Consider the following 17,955-nt stretch of genomic DNA (forward strand, 5'->3'; position numbering starts at 1 on the left):
CCTGCCGCCTTATTCTCCTGATTTAAATCCGATTGAAAAGACATGGGGAAATATCAAAAAACACTTGCGTAAAGCCTTACTGGTTTATGAGACATTTTGGGCGGCTTTGCTGTCTTATGCTGGATTTAATTGACTATACGGATACCTTGCGCGCATTTCCAACGCAGCAGACGATTTTTTATGCCGAAAAGATACCGCATCATAAAATGAGAATACGCCCTAATGGCGATTTCAACATTTTTCCCCTATCACCCCTGCCATATATTGGAACAAGGCCGTGTGTCTTGACGCTTTAGGCTTTGACCGCAATGGGATCATCCGTTGTTTGGAAGGTAAAGTGCTGCATATCCGCCCGTTGAATGATGGGTTTATATCATTTTCAATGATAATCCTTTTACCATCTTTTGATGATTTCTTAACCCTTTAGACACCCGCAAACCTTTTTGCCCGGATTGCCCCACAATTACCTGACAAGTATGAACCTCAAGGCCGTCTGAAAGCATTGCCGCTAAAGCCAGGACATCGTTCTCCTGAATAAGGGTTCAAAGGCTGTCTGAAAAATTTCACTGTTTATTGAAATTCAACGGAATCCAATATGTTTGACTTTAAAGCACAAAAAAATTAAAGCCTTGCTGTTCAGCAAGGCTTTAATTACGTAACTGGCACGCCCACGGGGAATCGAACCCCGGTTACCGCCGTGAAAGGGCGATGTCCTAACCGCTAGACGATGGGCGCGGATGAAGGATTTTCCTCATGGCGCACCCGGAGCGATTCGAACGCCCGGCCCTCTGGTTCGTAGCCAGATACTCTATCCAACTGAGCTACGGGTGCGCTGAAAGAAAGATTGCAATTGTAAAAACAAACTCAAACCCTGTCAAGTATTTCACTGGAAAAAAATCCCCAAAAGTGTAGAATGTACGTTCGTCTGTTGAATTTACAGGAAAAGAAAAATGGCGCACGCTTCGCGTTGGCCGCGTTTAACTGTTGCTTTTTCCCGATTGGGTTTACCAGTGGCAGTGATAGATTTGGAAACGCGGCGGCAATCCCTATCAAGACCGTGTCACTGAAGTAGCTGTATTGCGCTTTACAAACGGTCAGGCCAAACGTTATGAGTGGCTGGTCAATCCGCAGCAGCCGATTTCGGATTTTATCACCCGATTGACAGGCATTGATGATGGGCTGGTTAAAGATGCGCCGTTTTTCGGGCAAATCGCTGCTGATTTGCTACCGCTTTTACATAGTACGCTGCTGCTGGCACACAACAGCCGCTTTGACTACACTTTTTTGCGCCATGAATTTCAACGCATAGGCGTTGATTTTGCCGCACCGGCTTTGTGCACGGTGCAATTGTCACGTCGTCTGTATCTGCAGTTTCACAAACACAATCTCGATAGTATCATCGAGCGCATGGATATTTTGGTGGAAAACCGCCACCGCGCAATGACGGATGTTTTGGCTTTGGCAGATTTTTTGGAAAAAAGCCTAGAAGAAAAAGGCGAGGAAGAATGGCTCAACCACAGCCGTCTATTGCTGAATCCTAAAATGCTGCCAAATTGGCTGCACAATACTTTGGCCGAGCAGCTTTATGCCCTGCCTGACCGCGAAGGCGTGTTGGTTTGGCTGGATAAATTGGGGCAGGCGCAGGCGGTGCAATCGCATACGCGCACTTATTTTGAAGTAGCTGCCATGTTGAACGGCAAAGAAATACCAAGTTTTGCGCAAAGTGCAGCTTCTATCCGCTTTATACCGGCCATCGGCCCGATGCATGCTTTGTGGTTGAAAGCACAAGCCATGATGCAATTTAATCTCAGGCCGCCTGAAACCGTGCGCACGTTTACCACAGTGCAATTTCTACCGGATGAACACGGCGTATTGAAGGCCCGATTGGTACCGATGAACAACGGCATTCGCAGCAGCCGCCCTTATGGTTTTTTTTGCACCGAAAAGGCGCCAAACGCGCTTTGGCCGCATGGGCGCAGGAACACAGGCTTTGCCCTGATTCGCTGAATACCCTACCGGAAACCAATGCTAAAAACGAACCTTGTCCGATTCAGGCCACCGGCCAATGCGGCGGTACATGCCAAGATGAAAACGGCGTGCAGCAGCAAAACCGCCGTATCCTCTCGCTTGCGCCTTTGCTGCCCGTGGCCGACTGGGGCAGAGCGCGCGAAATCGACATTCGTGAAACAGATGAATTATCCGGCCAAACGCTGACCTTCCACTGCACCGCCAATGCCGTTGCCCTGCCCGATGGCCGCTGGTATTTCGATGACACGCTGCCCACCATCATCAAAGCGAAATTCAAACAAGGCAAAACCACCATCAAGATTCTGAATTGAGTTTCAGACGGCTTTGAATGATGGTTTTTTAAAACAAGCCGTCTGAAAAATAATCTATTTTTTCAGGTGGCTTGTTTTGTTTCTTAAAGCAAAACTCATCAATCCCCCTACCCATATCATCAATCCAACGAGTGTTATACAATAGGCCGTCTGAAACTATTTCCCTTACGGCCTTTTTTCTCATGAAAAACCCTAAAATCATTTTTTTCGACATTGACAACACCATTTACCGCAAATACACCGATACGCTGCGCCCTTCAGTCGGTGAAGCCTTGGCTGCCTTGAAACAGCGCAGCATTTTGACCGCCATTGCCACCGGCCGTCCACCTGTGGCCATTCCCGCAAAGGTCAAAGCCTTGATTCAGGAAGCGGGCATTGACATGTTGGTCACCATCAACGGCCAATATATTGAGTTTCAGGGAAAAACTTTACAGCACTATCCGATGGAGACAGATAAAGCGGCGGCGGTGTGCGATTTTTTGGCGCAACAGAACATTGCCTATGCTTTTGTGAACCATGCCGAAATCGCTGTTTCCGAAGAAACTGCCTGGGTGAAAGATGCATTGTCGAGAATCGTCTCGTCTTATCAAGTCGATGCATACTATTACCTGCAGCATCCGGTTTACCAGCTTTTGGCTTTTTATAAGCAGGAAAAAGATACCGAAATCGATGCAGCGGTTGCCCAAATGGGGGCCAAAACCGCCCGCTGGCATGAAAATGCAGTGGATATTCTGTGTCAAGAAGGCTCTAAAGCACGCGGTATTGAACATGCGATTGCAAAACTGGGCATCGACATGAAAAACGTGATGGCATTCGGCGACAGCTTTAACGATGTGGAAATGATGCAGGCCGTCGGCTTCGGCGTGGCGATGGGAAACGGTGAGGAAGCCGTTAAAGCGCTGGCAGATTATGTTTGCCCGAGTGTGGACGAAGACGGCGTGTTGCGCGCTTTGCAGGATTTGGGCGTGATTTAAACTGTCCGGATTTATTGACGGATTAACAGGCCCTCTGAAAAATACTTCCCTTTTCCCGCCACTACCTACTAAAGTAGGTAGTGGTATTTTTATTTGTATTTGATCAACAAGGCTGTCTGAGCATGAGTTTCAGACGGTTTTTCATTGGTTTTACGCTGTTTTGCACACTTTTTTTTCAATACGTACAGATTCATTCTCTTTATTTATTTGTGACTGTGCGGCTATTTGCGCTTATTTCCATACCGCCGAAAGTCGGTTTCCAATACCGCTGTTTTATACCCTTCCCTCATGCTTTAAGCGCGTGGTTATTTTTCGCCCTACAATTTATATTCTTAAACAATAATAAAACATCCGGCAATCATCGCCAGTGAGGACACGACCATGAGCCATTTCTTAGACCGATTGAAATTTTTCACTCAAAAGCATGAAACGTTTGCCAACGGCCACGGAGCTACCACAACGGAAGACCGAAAGTGGGAAAACGCCTACCGCAGCCGCTGGGCACACGATAAGGAAGTACGTTCTACCCACGGCGTGAACTGTACCGGTTCGTGCTCGTGGAAGATTTTTGTGAAAAACGGTTTGATTACTTGGGAAATCCAGCAAACCGATTATCCGCGCACCCGCCCTGATTTGCCCAACCACGAACCGCGCGGCTGTCCGCGTGGTGCTTCTTACAGCTGGTATGTGTATTCCGCCCAACGCGTGAAATATCCGATGTTACGCGGCGTATTGGCGCAAATATGGCGCGATGCCCGCCAAACCATGTCGCCGGTGGAAGCATGGGCATCCATTGTGGAAAACCCTGACCGTGCCAAAGCCTATAAAACCCAACGCGGCTTGGGCGGTTTTGTGCGTTCGACTTGGGATGAAGCCTATGAATTAGTGGCGGCGGCCAATGCCTATACCATCAAAAACTACGGCCCTGACCGCGTGATCGGTTTCTCACCGATCCCGGCGATGTCAATGGTAAGCTATGCTGCCGGGGCGCGCTATTTGGGCTTAATCGGCGGCGTACCGCTTTCTTTCTACGACTGGTATTGCGATTTGCCGCCTGCCAGTCCGCAAACCTGGGGCGAACAGACCGACGTGGCCGAGTCGGCCGACTGGTACAACGCCAACTATCTCTTGGTATGGGGTTCCAACGTGCCCATGACGCGCACACCCGATGCCCACTTCTACACCGAAGTCCGCTATAAAGGCACCAAAACCGTGGCCGTATCTTCCGATTATGGCGAAATGGCCAAGTTTGGCGACATTTGGTTAGCACCGAAACAGGGTACCGATGCCGCCTTAGCGATGGCGATGGGTCATGTGATTTTAAAAGAATTCCATCTTGACAAGCCGTCTGAATATTTCCAAGACTATGTCCGCCGCCTGACCGACATGCCGATACTGGTACGTCTGAAAGAAGACGGCCGGGGCTTCCAGCCGGAATATTTCCTGCGTGCTTCCGCACTTGACGGCAATTTCGGTGAAGAACAAAACCCTGATTGGAAAGTATTGGCGTGGGACGGGCTTTCAGACAGCCTGATGGTACCTAACGGCTCTGTAGGTTTCCGCTGGGACGGCAGCCAAAAATGGAATCTGGAAACGCGTGCGCAAGGCCGAGACGTGAAAGCAGCTCTGAGCCTGAAAGAGCACGCCGATGAAGTGGTTAATGTCGGCTTCACCTATTTCGGCAGCGACAACGACGAGCTGATTTACCGCAAAGTACCAGCCAAACGCATTCAATTGGCCGACGGCTCCACCACTTTAGTGGCGACCGTGTTCGACCTGACGATTGCCAACTATGGCGTCGATCACGGCTTGGACGACCCGAATGCCGCCAAAGATTACAATGAAGACAAACCTTACACCCCTGCTTGGCAGCAAAAACACACCGGGGTCGATCCAAAACTGGTGATTCAAGTGGCACGCGAGTTTGCCCAAAACGCCCACGATACCCAAGGCCGCTCAATGGTGATTCTCGGCGCCGGCTTGAACCACTGGTACCACATGGACATGAGCTACCGCGGCATCATCAACATGCTGATGATGTGCGGCTCAATCGGTAAATCCGGCGGCGGCTGGTGTCACTATGTGGGTCAGGAGAAACTGCGTCCGCAATCCGGCTGGACGCCGCTGACCTTCGCACTCGACTGGCAACGCCCTGCCCGCCAAATGAACGGCACATCGTTTTTCTATGCCCACACCAGCCAATGGCGGCATGAAAAATTGGGCGTGGATGAAATCCTTGCGCCGGGCTTCGGCGACAAAATGCCGAACATGTCGATGATTGACTACAACGCCAAAGCCGAACGCATGGGCTGGCTGCCTTCTGCACCGCAACTGACGCAAAATCCGCTCGACGTGGCGGATGCTGCTGAAGCCGCAGGCGTGAGTCCGGCCGATTATGTCGTCAACGGCTTGAAAGACGGCAGCATCGACATGGCCTGTAACGACCCCGACAATCCGAAAAATTTCCCACGTAACCTGTTTGTATGGCGTTCCAACCTTCTCGGCTCATCCGGCAAAGGCCATGAATATTTCCTGAAATACCTGCTGGGTACTCAAAACGCGGTTTTGAGCGATGAGGAAGACTGCATCACGCCGTCTGAAATCACTGTGCGCCCTGCAGCAGAAGGCAAACTCGACTTACTCACCCTGCTTGATTTCCGTATGAACACGACCTGTTTGTACGCCGACGTCATTTTGCCGACCGCAACTTGGTATGAAAAAGACGATTTGAACACATCCGACATGCATCCGTTCATCCATCCGCTTACCGAAGCGGTGCAACCGTTGTGGCAAAGCAAATCCGACTGGGAAATCTACAAAGGTTTGGCGAAAAAATTCAGCGAAATCGCCAAAGATTACCTGGGTATACGCAAAGACATCGTTTTGACCCCGCTCATGCACGACAGCCCGCAGGAAATGGGGCAACCGTTTGACCCGAAAGACTGGAAACACGGCGAATGCGAACCAGTTCCGGGCAAAACCATGCCGGCAATTACCATGGTTGAACGCGATTACGGCGCGGTATATGAAAAATTCACGTCTATCGGTCCGTTGTTGGAAAAAATCAACAACAACGGTAAAGGCTTGGCATGGCAAACCGGTCATGAAGTCGAATTCCTGCGCAAACTCAACGGCACGCGTGCCGAAGGCGTAGGCAAAGGGCAGCCCAAACTCGAAACCGCCATCGATGCGGCCGAGATGATTCTGACGCTGGCACCGGAAACCAACGGCCATGTATCAATGAAAGCATGGCAGGCCTTGGGTAAAGCCACCGGCCGCGACCATACCCATTTGATTGCTGCCAGCGAGCATACCCAAATCCGCTTCCGCGACATTGTGGCGCAGCCGCGCAAAATTGTTTCCTCGCCGATCTGGTCGGGCGTAGAAAGCGAAGAAGTCTGCTACAACGCCGGTTATACCAACGTGCACGAGCTCATTCCGTGGCGCACGATTACCGGCCGCCAGCAGTTTTACCAAGACCACCATTGGATGCGTGCGTTCGGCGAGCATTTGTGTGTGTACAAACCGCCGGTCGATTTCAAAACTACGCAGAAACTCTTGGGCAAATACCCCAACGGTAATCCGGAAATCACGCTCAACTTCCTGACACCGCACCAAAAATGGGGCATCCACTCCACGTATTCGGAAAACATCCGCATGTTGACACTCTCGCGCGGGGGGCCGCATGTTTGGATATCGGAAGCCGATGCCAAACGCGCCGGCTTGACGGATAACGACTGGGTGGAAGTATTCAACGCTAACGGCACCATCGCCTGCCGAGTGGTAGTGAGCCAGCGGATCCCGGAAACCATGATTCTGATGTATCACGCGCAGGAAAAAATCGTGCATACCCCAGCGGGGGAAGTGTCGAAAAAACGCGGCGGCATCCACAATTCTGTGACCCGCACCGTATTGAAACCGACCCATATGATCGGCGGCTACGCCCAACAGGCTTACGGTTTCAACTACTACGGCACCGTCGGCGCCAACCGCGACGAATGGGTGATTGTGCGCAAGATGAACCAAGTGGATTGGATGGACGATCCGGCCTGAGTTTCAGACGGCCCAAGATAAAACAACAGGCCGTCTGAACACCGCTTTCTGCAATACGGCATCCCTATAAAAAATCTTTCAGGCGGCCGCTGGAAAGCCGTCTGAAACACAAAACACAAGGAACACCATTATGAAAATCCGAGCGCAAATCGGCATGGTTTTGAATCTCGACAAATGTATCGGCTGCCACACCTGCTCCGTTACCTGTAAAAACGTCTGGACGGCACGCGACGGCATGGAATACGCATGGTTCAACAACGTGGAAACCAAGCCCGGCATCGGCTTTCCGAAAAACTGGGAAGATCAGGAAAAATGGAACGGCGGCTGGGTGCGCAAGCCTGACGGCAAACTGGTGCCGAAACAAGGCGGCAAATTGAAGATTTTGGCCAATATTTTTGCCAACCCGAATATGCCGCAAATCGACGACTACTACGAGCCGTTCACTTACGACTACGAACATCTGCAAAACGCACCAAAAATGAAAACGCCGCCGACTGCGCGCCCCGTTTCGGTATTGACCGGCAAGAAAATGGACAAAGTCGAATGGGGACCCAACTGGGAAGACGATTTGGGCGGTGAATTTGAAAAACGCGCCAAAGACGTGCTGTTTGAAGGCATTCAAAAAGACATGCACGCCGCTTTTGAACAAACCTTCATGATGTATCTGCCGCGTTTGTGCGAACACTGTCTGAATCCGACCTGCGTGGCCTCCTGCCCTTCCGGCAGCATCTACAAACGTGAAGACGACGGTATCGTATTGATCGACCAAGACAAATGCCGCGGCTGGCGCATGTGCGTATCCGGCTGCCCTTACAAAAAAATCTACTACAACTGGACCTCCGGCAAAGCGGAAAAATGTACCTTCTGCTATCCGCGCATCGAAAGCGGCCAGCCTACCGTCTGCTCGGAGAGCTGCGTCGGCCGTATCCGCTATTTGGGCGTCTTGCTGTATGACGCCGACAAAATCGAAGAAGCCGCTTCGGTTGAGAATCCGCAAGATTTGTATGAATCGCAATTGGGCGTATTCCTGAATCCTAACGACCCTGAAGTGCAACGTCAGGCATTGGAACAAGGCATCAACCAAAGCTGGCTGGAAGCAGCCAAGCGCTCACCGGTATACAAAATGGCGATGGAATGGAAAATCGCTTTCCCGCTGCACCCTGAATACCGCACGCTGCCGATGGTTTGGTATGTGCCGCCTTTGTCACCGGTTCAATCTGCCATCGAAAACGGTTTAGTCGGTGAAAACGGTATTATTCCGAGCGTTGATGAGATGCGCATTCCGCTGCGTTATCTGGCCAACTTGTTGACCGCAGGCAAAATCGAGCCGATTAAAGACGCACTCGAACGCACGATTGCCATGCGCCGCTTCAAACGCGGCCAAGTGGTATACGGCGAAACGCTGGAGCAATCCTTAGACGGCACCGGACTGACCCCCGCGCAAGTGGAAGAAATGTATCAAGTCATGGCGATTGCCAACTATGAAGACCGCTTTGTGATTCCGACCAGTCATAAAGAAATGGTTGAAGAAACTTTTAATGAAAAAGGCTGCAGCTTCACCTTCGGTAACGGCTGTTCGGGCGGTGAAAGCAGCGAAAGCTTGTTCGGCAAACGCAAAGCCGCGCCGATTGTGTTCCATGGTTTGCGCAAGGATAACGAGAAAAACCGCGAAGAACGCGAAGAAGGAGTGCATTGATGAACAATCCTTTGGTTTATAAATGGCTGTCGGCCTTGATGTGTTATCCCGAGCAGGAGCTGGTTGATACCTTGCCCGAGTTTCAGACGGCCTTAAACGAATGGCCGGAACTCAATCCGAAACACGAAGCATTACAAGCATTTTTGGATTATTTAGGCAATACTTCCCTGCGCGAGTTGCAGGAATATTATGTACGCAATTTCGACCACAACCGCCAGCAGGCGCTGTATCTCTTTGAGCATATTTACGGTGAAGACCGCGACCGCGGCAGTGCGATGGTGGATTTGATCGAAGAATACCGCCGCCACGGTTTTGAATTGGGTGATGAAGAATTGCCGGATTACCTGCCTGCAGTATTGGAATTTCTTTCGTTTATTCCCGAAGCAGACGCGCAGAAAATTCTCGGCGATGCGGCTCATGTGATTGCGCATATTGCCGCCAAACTCGAAACTGCCCGATCGCCTTATGCCGCCCTGCTTCAAGCCGCTGCCGCCCTCACACCGGTCGAACCGAAAGCCTTAATCGAGCCGCCAGTGCGCGACATGGATGAAGCTATGGAAATGTTCGGCTCTGATATCGCAGGCGTGGAGCCTTTGTTGAAACCCAGTATCGAAACCGTACGGTTTTACCCCAAGGGCAGCCTTGGCACACGCCCTTAAAAGAGGATAAATCATGAATACCTTCAATCAATTTTTCTTCGGCATTTACCCGTATATCTGTCTGGCCGTGTTTCTCTTGGGCAGCTTGGTACGCTTCGACCGTGAACAATATTCGTGGAAGAGTGATTCGAGCCAACTGCTTTTCCACGGCCAATTGCGCTTGGGCAGCATTTTGATGCACGTCGGCATTTTGGCGGTATTTTTCGGCCACTTGTTCGGCCTGCTGACCCCATTGTGGTTTTGGGATGCCATTGGCGTGAGCCACGGCGCGAAACAGGTGTTTGCCATGGTGATGGGCGGCATATTCGGCGTGACGGCGCTCATCGGTCTGATTGTACTGATTCTGCGCCGTTTCAAAATCGACCGCATCAATGCCAACAGCGCTTGGCAGGATAAATTGGTGTTGATTTGGCTGCTGATTACCCTGCTGCTCGGTTTATGTACCATCTTCGTCAGTATGGGTCATCTCGACGGTCATGAAATGGTGAAACTCATGCGCTGGGCACAACACATTGCCACCTTCCGCGGAGGCGCGGCAACGTATCTGGCAGACGTAAATTTCCTGTTCAAACTGCATATTTTCATGGGCATGACCTTCTTCTTCATTTTCCCGTTTACCCGCATGGTGCACGTATGGAGCGGTTTTGCCAGCGTGGCTTACGTCGGACGCGCATGGCAGTTGGTGCGCCGCCGTTAATCCGGTTTTTCAGACGGCCTTTTTAATTCAAGGCCGTCTGAAAGCCCAATCAGAATTTGTATCAAACCATATTAAGAAAGGCAGGGAGGATAATGGCCTCCGAAATTTATAAACGCTATTCCGTGCTGATTACCAGCACCTTCGCATTTACCGTCTGCTTCATGATTTGGATGATGATGGCAGTGGTCGGCATTCCAGTAAAAAACGAACTGGGTTTGTCTGAAACCGAATTCGGTATTCTGGCGGCTTTGCCGGTGTTATCCGGCTCGCTGATTCGCGTGCCGCTGGGCATTTGGACCGACCGTTACGGCGGCCGCATTGTGATGTTTGTGCTGATGATGCTGAGTGTACCGGCGATTTTCCTGATGAAATATGCCGATGCTTACTGGCAGTTTCTGCTTATTGGCCTGATGATGGGTCTGGCCGGCGGCTCGTTTTCGGTCGGCACGCCTTATGTGGCGCGTTGGTTCCCGAAAGCGCAGCAAGGTTTGGCAATGGGCGTGTTCGGTGCGGGTAACGCCGGGGCCGCCGCCAATAAATTCCTCGCCCCTGCTTTAATTGCTTACGGCACTTGGCATTTCGTGCCGACCGTTTACGCAGCGGTGATGTTGGGTACGGCGGTTTTGTTTTGGTTTACCAGCTACCACGACCCGAAACACTTGGTGTCGTCCAACATCAGCCTGAAAGAGCAATTGCTGCTTTTGAAAGACCCGGGCGTATTGCGTTACAGCCAATATTATTCGGTAGTGTTCGGCGGTTATGTGGGCTTGTCGTTGTGGATGACCAAATACTACATTGACGAATACGGCCTAACCATTCAGACGGCCGCTTTCTTGGCTGCCTGCTTTTCGTTGCCGGGCGGTGTGTTGCGCGCTTTGGGCGGCTATCTTTCCGACAAATACGGCGCGTATAAGGTAACTTGGGGTGTAATGTGGGTATTGTGGGTATGTTTCTTTATCTTGTCTTACCCGCAAACCGAAATGGTGATTCAGACGGCTAAAGGCCCGATGAGTATGAGCATTGGCTTAAACGTGACCGTGTTTACTTTGCTGATGTTTGCCGCCGGTATTGCAATGGCGGTAGGTAAAGCATCTGTATTTAAATTCGTGGCCAATGATTATCCCGACAACATAGGCGCAGTTTCCGGCGCTGTCGGCTTGGCTGGCGGCATGGGTGGCTTCTTATTGCCGATTATGTTCGGCGCACTGTTGGACTTCACCGGTATCCGCTCGACTGCCTTTATGCTGCTTTACGGCACAGTCTGCATTTCGCTGATTTGGATGCATTTTTCGTTCAAAGGCAAACGCCAAGAATAAATACCTTCAGTCTGTCTGAATGATTGTATTGCCTTTCAGACACCCTCAATCAACCCTTTTTAAGGCCGTCTGAAATATTTTGCGGTTTCAGACGGCCTGTTTGAAATCATCATAAGGAGCAACGCGATGTCGCGTTTAATTCAAGACTGGCGGCCGGAAGATGCCGGCTTCTGGCAAAACGGCGGTAAGAAAACCGCTTCCCGAAATTTATGGATTTCCATTCCTGCGCTGATGCTGGCGTTTGCCATTTGGCAGGTGTGGAGCGTGGCGGTGATTAACCTGCCGTCCATCGGTTTCCAATACAATGAAAACCAACTTTTCTGGCTCGCAGCCATGCCGGCTTTGTCGGGTGCGACTTTGCGGATTTTCTATTCGTTTTTGGTGCCCATCTTTGGCGGCCGCCGTTGGACAGCAATTTCTACCGCCAGCCTGTTGCTGCCTGCCATCGGTTTGGGTTTGGCGGTACAAAACCCCGACACCAGCTATACCACCATGCTGATTTTGGCTTTATTGTGCGGCTTTGGCGGCGGTAATTTCTCGTCCAGTATGGCCAACATCAGCTTCTTTTATCCGAAAGCAGAAAAAGGTACGGCGATGGGTTTGAACGCGGGTTTGGGCAATTTGGGCGTATCGGTGGCCCAATTCCTGGTGCCGCTGGTCATTACCGCCGCCTTGTTCGGCAGCTTGGGCGGCGAACCGCAAACTTGGGTTAAAGACGGCGTAACCAAACAAATCTGGCTGCAAAACGCAGGCTTTGTGTGGGTGCCGTTTATCATCATTTCCACCATTGCTGCCTGGTTCGGCATGAATGATTTGGCCGGCGCAAAAGCCAGCTTCAAAGATCAGGCGGTGATTTTCAAGCGCAAACACAATTGGATTATGTGCATCATTTATTTGGGCACGTTCGGTTCGTTTTTGGGCTTTGCTGCCGGCTTTCCATTACTGACCAAAAGCCAGTTTACCGGCGTCGACCCGGTGAAATACGCCTTTATCGGCCCCTTGGTCGGCGCACTGGTGCGCCCTTTTGGCGGCTGGCTGTCGGATAAACTCCAAAGCGGCGCAAAAATCACGCAATGGGTGTTTGCCGGCATGATTATTGCCGTTTCCGGGGTACTGTTTTTCCTGCCGTCAGACGGCCATGGCGGTAATTTCTGGGGCTTCTTTGCCTGTTTCTTGGCGCTTTTCGCGCTGACCGGCATCGGCAACGGTTCAACCTTTATGCAGATTCCGATTATCTTCCTGATTCAGCAGCAGCGTTTTGCCGAACAAGGCATCATCAGCCGCAAGCAAGCTTTAATCAATGCCGGTAAAGAAGGCGCTGCGGTGGCTGGTTTTACCGGTGCGTTTGCGGCATACGGCGGCTTTTTCATTCCAAAAAGCTACGGCACATCCATCGCCCTCACCGGCAGCGTCAATATGGCTTTATACGGCTTTATCGCATTTTACGTCATCTGCCTCCTGTTGAACTGGTGGTATTACACCCGCGCACAGGCGGAAGTAAAATGTTAGCCTAATCATGGTTTTCAGACGGCCTCATGCACAGGCCGTCCAAACCTGTTAATATAGCTGATTAAATGTTGAAAAGTTTGTAACCGAGTACCGATATGCTGCCCCAACGCCTTTCCACCCGCTTGAAACTGTTAACGCTGCTGTGGCTGATTTCGGCGGCAGCTTCAATTGTTTTGACGCTGATTTTGTCGTGGCGTTTGGAAGGCGGAGCCGCCGCGATCAACGATACCGGCAGCCTGCGCATGCAAACTTACCGCTTGGGCCTGCTGCTCAACAGTCGCGCGCCGCAATCGGAAATCGACCACTACATCGAAGATTTCGACCAAACCCTTTCCGACTTGAGTAACGGCGTACCCGAACGGCCGCTGTTTCTGCCCGATGATGAAGATGTGCAAGCCAATCTTGCCGTCTTGAAACACACTTGGGCCAACGACGTCAAACCGTGGTTTCAAACCATTTCGACCCGGCATTTGGCCTTCAACCGCACCAAAATCCCGCCTTTTATCCAATCCATCGATACCCTGGCCAAATCGATTGAAATCGTCAACAACCGATACCTTAACAAATTGCGTATTTTCCAGCTGATGCTGCTGGGTTTGGTCAGCATCAGCTCGATGATTATGGTGTCCCTGCTCTACCGCTGGATTATTCTGCCGCTCACCCACCTGCAAAATGGCGTGACCGCAATTCACGACGGCCAACTCGGCAAACAAGTACCGATTGAAAACGTCACCGAATTTGCCGAAGTGGATCACGGCTTCAACCAAATGAGTACCCGCCTGCACAATCTTTATCAGAACCTAGAGCAGCAGGTTGCCGACAAAACCTATGATTTGGCACAAAAAAACCATACGCTGGAAACACTCTATTATTTCAGCCATTTATTGAGCCAGGCGCAAACCGTTGCCGAAGCGGCCGAAGGCTTCTTAAATAAAATCATGGATATGACTCCAGCACAAGCAGGCAGTATCCGCTTGATTGACTTCCAGCGCAAACGCATGGATTTGATTGCGCATTCCGGCTTGCCCGAAAATCTGCAAAGCGCCGAAGCCTGCCGCAAACTTGAAGAATGCAGCTGCGGCCAAGCAGTGAACCAATCCGGCGACCAAACGGTCAGCTTCTACAAAACACTGCCTAAAAATCAAGCAGTAGCCGAACCTTTGTGCAGCCAATCCGGCTTCCACTTTTTGCGCGTATTCAAAATCAGCAGCAACGGTGTGGATTTAGGTATGATGACACTCTATTTCAGCCATGCCGACACTGATAACGGCGACGACCACCTGTTCGAATCGCTTTGCCGGCAATTGGCCATCACCGTGAGCAACCTGCGTTTGGGCATTGAAAACCGCCAACTTGCCGTATTACAAGAGCGTAACCTGATTGCACAAGGGCTGCACGACAGCATCGCCCAAACCCTGACCTTTTTAAACCTGCAAATCCAAATGCTCGACAAAGCCTTGGGAAAATCCGGTTTGAACCAAGATGCCAAGGTCAATGAAAAGCTGCAATTTATCAAAGAAGGCGTGCAAGAATGCTATGAAGATGTGCGCGAATTACTGTTGAACTTCCGCACCAAAATCACCCATAACGAATTCAACGACGCAGTCGAACGTTTGATTACCCGCTTCCGCCAACAAACACAAATCGATATTGTCACCGACTGGCAGGACAACGGCCCCCTACTGACCGCCGAGCAGCAATTACAGTTTATCTTCATTTTGCAGGAAAGCCTGTCGAATATCCGCAAACACGCGCAGGCCACGCGGGTGAATGTTTCATTTCACAATCAGGATGATTTTGAAATGAAAATCCAAGACAACGGCTGCGGTTTCGATACCGCCGATTTGAATGATTTTACCGAAAACGGCCACGTCGGACTGAACATCATGTTTGAACGCGCACAACGCATCCACGCCGATTTAAACGTGGCCTCCCAGCCCGGCCAGACCACGATTTCGCTGTTACTAACGAAAAAAGAAAGAATTTTAGAATGAGCACAAGCATTGTTTTGATTGACGATCACACGCTGTTTCGACGCGGCATCAAATCCGTGTTAGGCGAAGCAGATTTTGAAATCATCGGCGAAGCCGAAGACGGTCTCAGCGGTGTCAAACTGGTCGAACAGCTTCACCCTGATGTAGTCTTATTGGATTTGGATATGCCGGTAATGAACGGCCGCGAAGCGCTTGGACAAATTCTCAGCAGCAACCCATCGCAAAAAGTGGTGATGCTCACCGTGTCAGAAGACAGCGATGATTTAATCGAATGCATGAAGCTGGGGGCACAGGGTTTTCTGCTCAAAAACATTGATGCCGATTTTCTCATTAATGCCATTGCCAAAGCCGCTAACGGCGATAGCGTGTTTTCACCTGAAATGACCGCTCATTTGGTGCAGTCGCTTATCAATCCAGTGCAGGAAAATACGCCCAATGCCCTAGAATCGCTGACCCCGCGCGAACTGGAAACCCTAAAATATCTGGCTATCGGCCACAGCAATAAAGTCATTGCCAAGCATTTGAATTTAGCCGAATCTACCATCAAGGCTTATGTGCAAAGCATCTTGAGAAAACTCAATTTAAGCAGCCGCGTACAAGCCGCCGTTTATGCGATACAGCATAACTTGGTTTCCGAAGCCGATAAATAACATAAAGGCCGTCTGAAAATATTCAGACAGCCTTTTTTGTTTTGCATTCAATCTTAATAACGTGCCGGAATCGTACCCATGCGGCGTTTCAATGAAGTTTGCGGCTCATTAAACAATGACGCATAGTAAGTCGCATTGGTCATCACTTTTTTCACATAATCACGCGTTTCGGTAAACGGAATGGTTTCGGCGTAAATCGCGCCTTCCAAAGGCGTTGAAGCCTGCCATCTGCGTGCGCGGCTTGGGCCTGCGTTGTAACCAGCTGTTGCCAACACTTCGTTGTTTTGCAGATTGCGACGGGCATCGGCCATGTACCATGTTCCCATGCGGATGTTGCCGTCCATGGTGTAAAGTTCGCTGCTGCTCATGCCGATTTTACCGGCGATTTCGCGTGCCGTCGCAGGCATTACCTGCATCAAACCTTGCGCACCAACATGCGATTGCGCGTCCATCACAAAGCGGCTTTCCTGACGAATCAAGCCGTAAACCCATGCCGGATCAACACCCGCTTGGTTGGCGTAACGCACGGTGGTATCTTTAAACGGCGACAAGTAACGCAAGTTGTAGTTCAATTTATGGTCGGTTCGGTCAGCGGTGTTAATAGCCATGTCGTAGAACTGGTTGTCATAGGCCAATTGCGCCGCAATGAGCAGATTATCTTCACTGAAACCGCGTGTCGCATAACGCCATTCTGCCTGTGCCTGACGGCGCATTTTGCTGTTGCCGCCGGCTTGGCTGGCTTTAAACAAAGTCAATCCTCGGTTGATGGCGCCATCTTTCGCCATGCGGGTGACATCGCTGCGATTGGCGTTACCAACATTATTTTTGGTGCTGATTCGGCGACCCAATTCTTCGGTGGCCAACACTGCATAAAAATTGCGACCTGAAGCAGCGGCTTGTTCATACAATGATTTGGCGCGCGAGCTGTTGCCCTGTGCGGCATAGCTGCGTGCCAGCCAGTACTGCCAAGTCGGCGATTGTTGCAGTTTGCCCGGCATGTCTTGAATCACGCCCGATAATTCATTCCAGCGTTGCAAACGCAAAGCTGCGCGGGCATACCATTCGAATTGCTCATCAGTTAATTGTTTTCGGTCGGTAACGCGGCCATAGTAACCTAAAGCGGCGGCCATATTTTGACTGTAAGCCTGATGCCAACCCAGTACACCCCACGCAAAACTGCTTTGGGCGCAGCTCAAACTGCCTTCCATCGCTGACAAGCTGGCGGCGGCAGAAGGCGATTTACGTGCTTCTTTGCCGATAACCGACAGCAAACGGTATTCCTGCGCACCTTGCGCACCGCTGTCAAACGGGCTGCCCAGTGCCGCAGCCAAATTCCGCGCATCGGTGATTTGGTTGTTGCTCAGCAAACCGCGCACACGACGCCATGCGTCACCGGCTTTCAGACGGCCTGATGCGGCAGCCACCTCCACCAAACGGGTGCAGCCTTGAGACAGGCGGGCGGTTTCACGAACCAAATCAGCAATTTTAGTATAATTGCCGCTGCCCAAATCGGCATAACATTCCACTTCTTGCGAACGTCCTGCCGCTTCCAATTTTCTGTATTCTTGTTGGAACACCGGCCATTGACCCCGCGCACCCAAGCTTTTCAGCCATTCGTTGCGCACGGTTTCCGCCATTGCACTGTTACCGGCTTGTGCCAAGTATTGCTGCGCCCATGCATCATCGCCGCTTTTAGCAGCAGCCAATGCGCTTTCGTATTGGCTGAAATCGGATAAAATTTTTGACTGGCTGTCGACACGGCGCGACGGAATCGAAGCCGGAGCCTGATCCTCCGCACGTGATTCGCGGGTAACGGCCGGTTTGTTTTGCGAAGTGCAGGCGGCTAATACAGTTAATCCCAATACGCCCAGCGACAAAGTAAATATGCGTTGTACGTCCATGTCGTCTTTCTTCTTCAAAGTATCAATTTATTGTCGGCAGGTTTCCACATTCTAAATGATTTATGAGGAATATCCGAATTGCAAACTGATATTTACATTTTTTGCCGGACTGGGTACCACAAGAACAAGGCCGCCTGAAAATCATACGTTTTTTCAGACGGCCTTTT

General features: G+C 50.8%; 13 protein-coding genes and 2 tRNA genes. 12 read left to right on the top strand and 3 right to left on the bottom strand.

Going from position 1 to position 17,955, the window contains the following annotated elements; translation table 11 throughout:
* The coding region (locus C7N83_RS04520; RefSeq protein ID WP_211296579.1) for a transposase at positions 1 to 133 on the top strand (133 nt) is incomplete at its 5' end.
* 527 nt (positions 134 to 660) lie between these two features.
* On the opposite strand, the gene C7N83_RS04525 is transcribed toward C7N83_RS04520, so the two are convergent.
* Both C7N83_RS04525 and C7N83_RS04530 read right to left on the bottom strand, forming a co-directional pair.
* A tRNA-Glu gene (locus C7N83_RS04525) sits at positions 661 to 735 on the bottom strand.
* A 19-nt stretch (positions 736 to 754) separates the two neighbouring features.
* Positions 755 to 831: transfer RNA gene (locus tag C7N83_RS04530), tRNA-Arg, on the bottom strand.
* Between the two features lie 246 nt (positions 832 to 1,077).
* On the opposite strand from C7N83_RS04530, the gene C7N83_RS04535 reads away from it, so the two are divergent.
* From C7N83_RS04535 to C7N83_RS04580, 11 genes are all read left to right on the top strand, one after another.
* Positions 1,078 to 2,007 carry a 3'-5' exonuclease gene (locus tag C7N83_RS04535; RefSeq protein WP_342747589.1) on the top strand — a complete coding sequence of 310 codons (930 nt, stop codon included), beginning with the start codon at positions 1,078 to 1,080 and terminating at the stop codon, positions 2,005 to 2,007.
* Positions 1,935 to 2,339: a hypothetical protein gene (locus C7N83_RS16725; protein WP_342747590.1), complete on the top strand. Its 405-nt coding sequence runs from the start codon at positions 1,935 to 1,937 to the stop codon at positions 2,337 to 2,339. The genes C7N83_RS04535 and C7N83_RS16725 overlap by 73 nt, the downstream gene beginning before the upstream one ends.
* A gap of 182 nt (positions 2,340 to 2,521) precedes the next feature.
* Positions 2,522 to 3,313 carry a Cof-type HAD-IIB family hydrolase gene (locus tag C7N83_RS04540; RefSeq protein ID WP_106740944.1) on the top strand — a complete coding sequence of 264 codons (792 nt, stop codon included), beginning with the start codon at positions 2,522 to 2,524 and terminating at the stop codon, positions 3,311 to 3,313.
* 381 nt (positions 3,314 to 3,694) lie between these two features.
* On the top strand, positions 3,695 to 7,366 hold the full coding sequence (locus C7N83_RS04545) for a nitrate reductase subunit alpha (RefSeq protein ID WP_106740945.1): 3,672 nt from the start codon (positions 3,695 to 3,697) through the stop codon (positions 7,364 to 7,366).
* A gap of 130 nt (positions 7,367 to 7,496) precedes the next feature.
* Positions 7,497 to 9,062: a nitrate reductase subunit beta gene (narH, locus tag C7N83_RS04550; RefSeq protein WP_106740947.1), complete on the top strand. Its 1,566-nt coding sequence runs from the start codon at positions 7,497 to 7,499 to the stop codon at positions 9,060 to 9,062.
* Positions 9,062 to 9,721, top strand: coding sequence for a nitrate reductase molybdenum cofactor assembly chaperone (gene narJ, locus C7N83_RS04555; protein WP_425437492.1), 660 nt, complete (start codon positions 9,062 to 9,064; stop codon positions 9,719 to 9,721). The genes narH and narJ overlap by 1 nt, the downstream gene beginning before the upstream one ends.
* Positions 9,722 to 9,734: 13 nt before the next feature.
* Positions 9,735 to 10,418, top strand: coding sequence for a respiratory nitrate reductase subunit gamma (gene narI, locus C7N83_RS04560; protein ID WP_106740950.1), 684 nt, complete (start codon positions 9,735 to 9,737; stop codon positions 10,416 to 10,418).
* A 92-nt stretch (positions 10,419 to 10,510) separates the two neighbouring features.
* Positions 10,511 to 11,734 (top strand): MFS transporter, encoded by a 1,224-nt coding sequence (locus tag C7N83_RS04565; protein WP_106740952.1) that lies wholly within the window; start codon positions 10,511 to 10,513, stop codon positions 11,732 to 11,734.
* Between the two features lie 126 nt (positions 11,735 to 11,860).
* Positions 11,861 to 13,243: a NarK family nitrate/nitrite MFS transporter gene (locus tag C7N83_RS04570; protein WP_106740953.1), complete on the top strand. Its 1,383-nt coding sequence runs from the start codon at positions 11,861 to 11,863 to the stop codon at positions 13,241 to 13,243.
* A 95-nt stretch (positions 13,244 to 13,338) separates the two neighbouring features.
* A complete protein-coding gene (locus C7N83_RS04575) occupies positions 13,339 to 15,237 on the top strand; it encodes a type IV pili methyl-accepting chemotaxis transducer N-terminal domain-containing protein (RefSeq protein WP_106740955.1) in 1,899 nt (632 codons plus the stop codon).
* The gene (locus C7N83_RS04580; protein WP_106740956.1) at positions 15,234 to 15,887 is read left to right on the top strand and encodes a response regulator; all 654 of its coding nucleotides are present in this window, start codon (positions 15,234 to 15,236) and stop codon (positions 15,885 to 15,887) included. Before C7N83_RS04575 ends, C7N83_RS04580 begins: the two co-directional genes overlap by 4 nt.
* A gap of 53 nt (positions 15,888 to 15,940) precedes the next feature.
* On the opposite strand, the gene C7N83_RS04585 is transcribed toward C7N83_RS04580, so the two are convergent.
* A complete protein-coding gene (locus C7N83_RS04585) occupies positions 15,941 to 17,788 on the bottom strand; it encodes a lytic transglycosylase domain-containing protein (protein WP_106740958.1) in 1,848 nt (615 codons plus the stop codon).
* Positions 17,789 to 17,955 lie beyond the last annotated feature (167 nt).

The sequence above is a fragment of the Neisseria iguanae genome, assembly GCF_003013245.1.
Taxonomy (GTDB): Bacteria; Pseudomonadota; Gammaproteobacteria; order Burkholderiales; family Neisseriaceae; genus Neisseria; species Neisseria iguanae.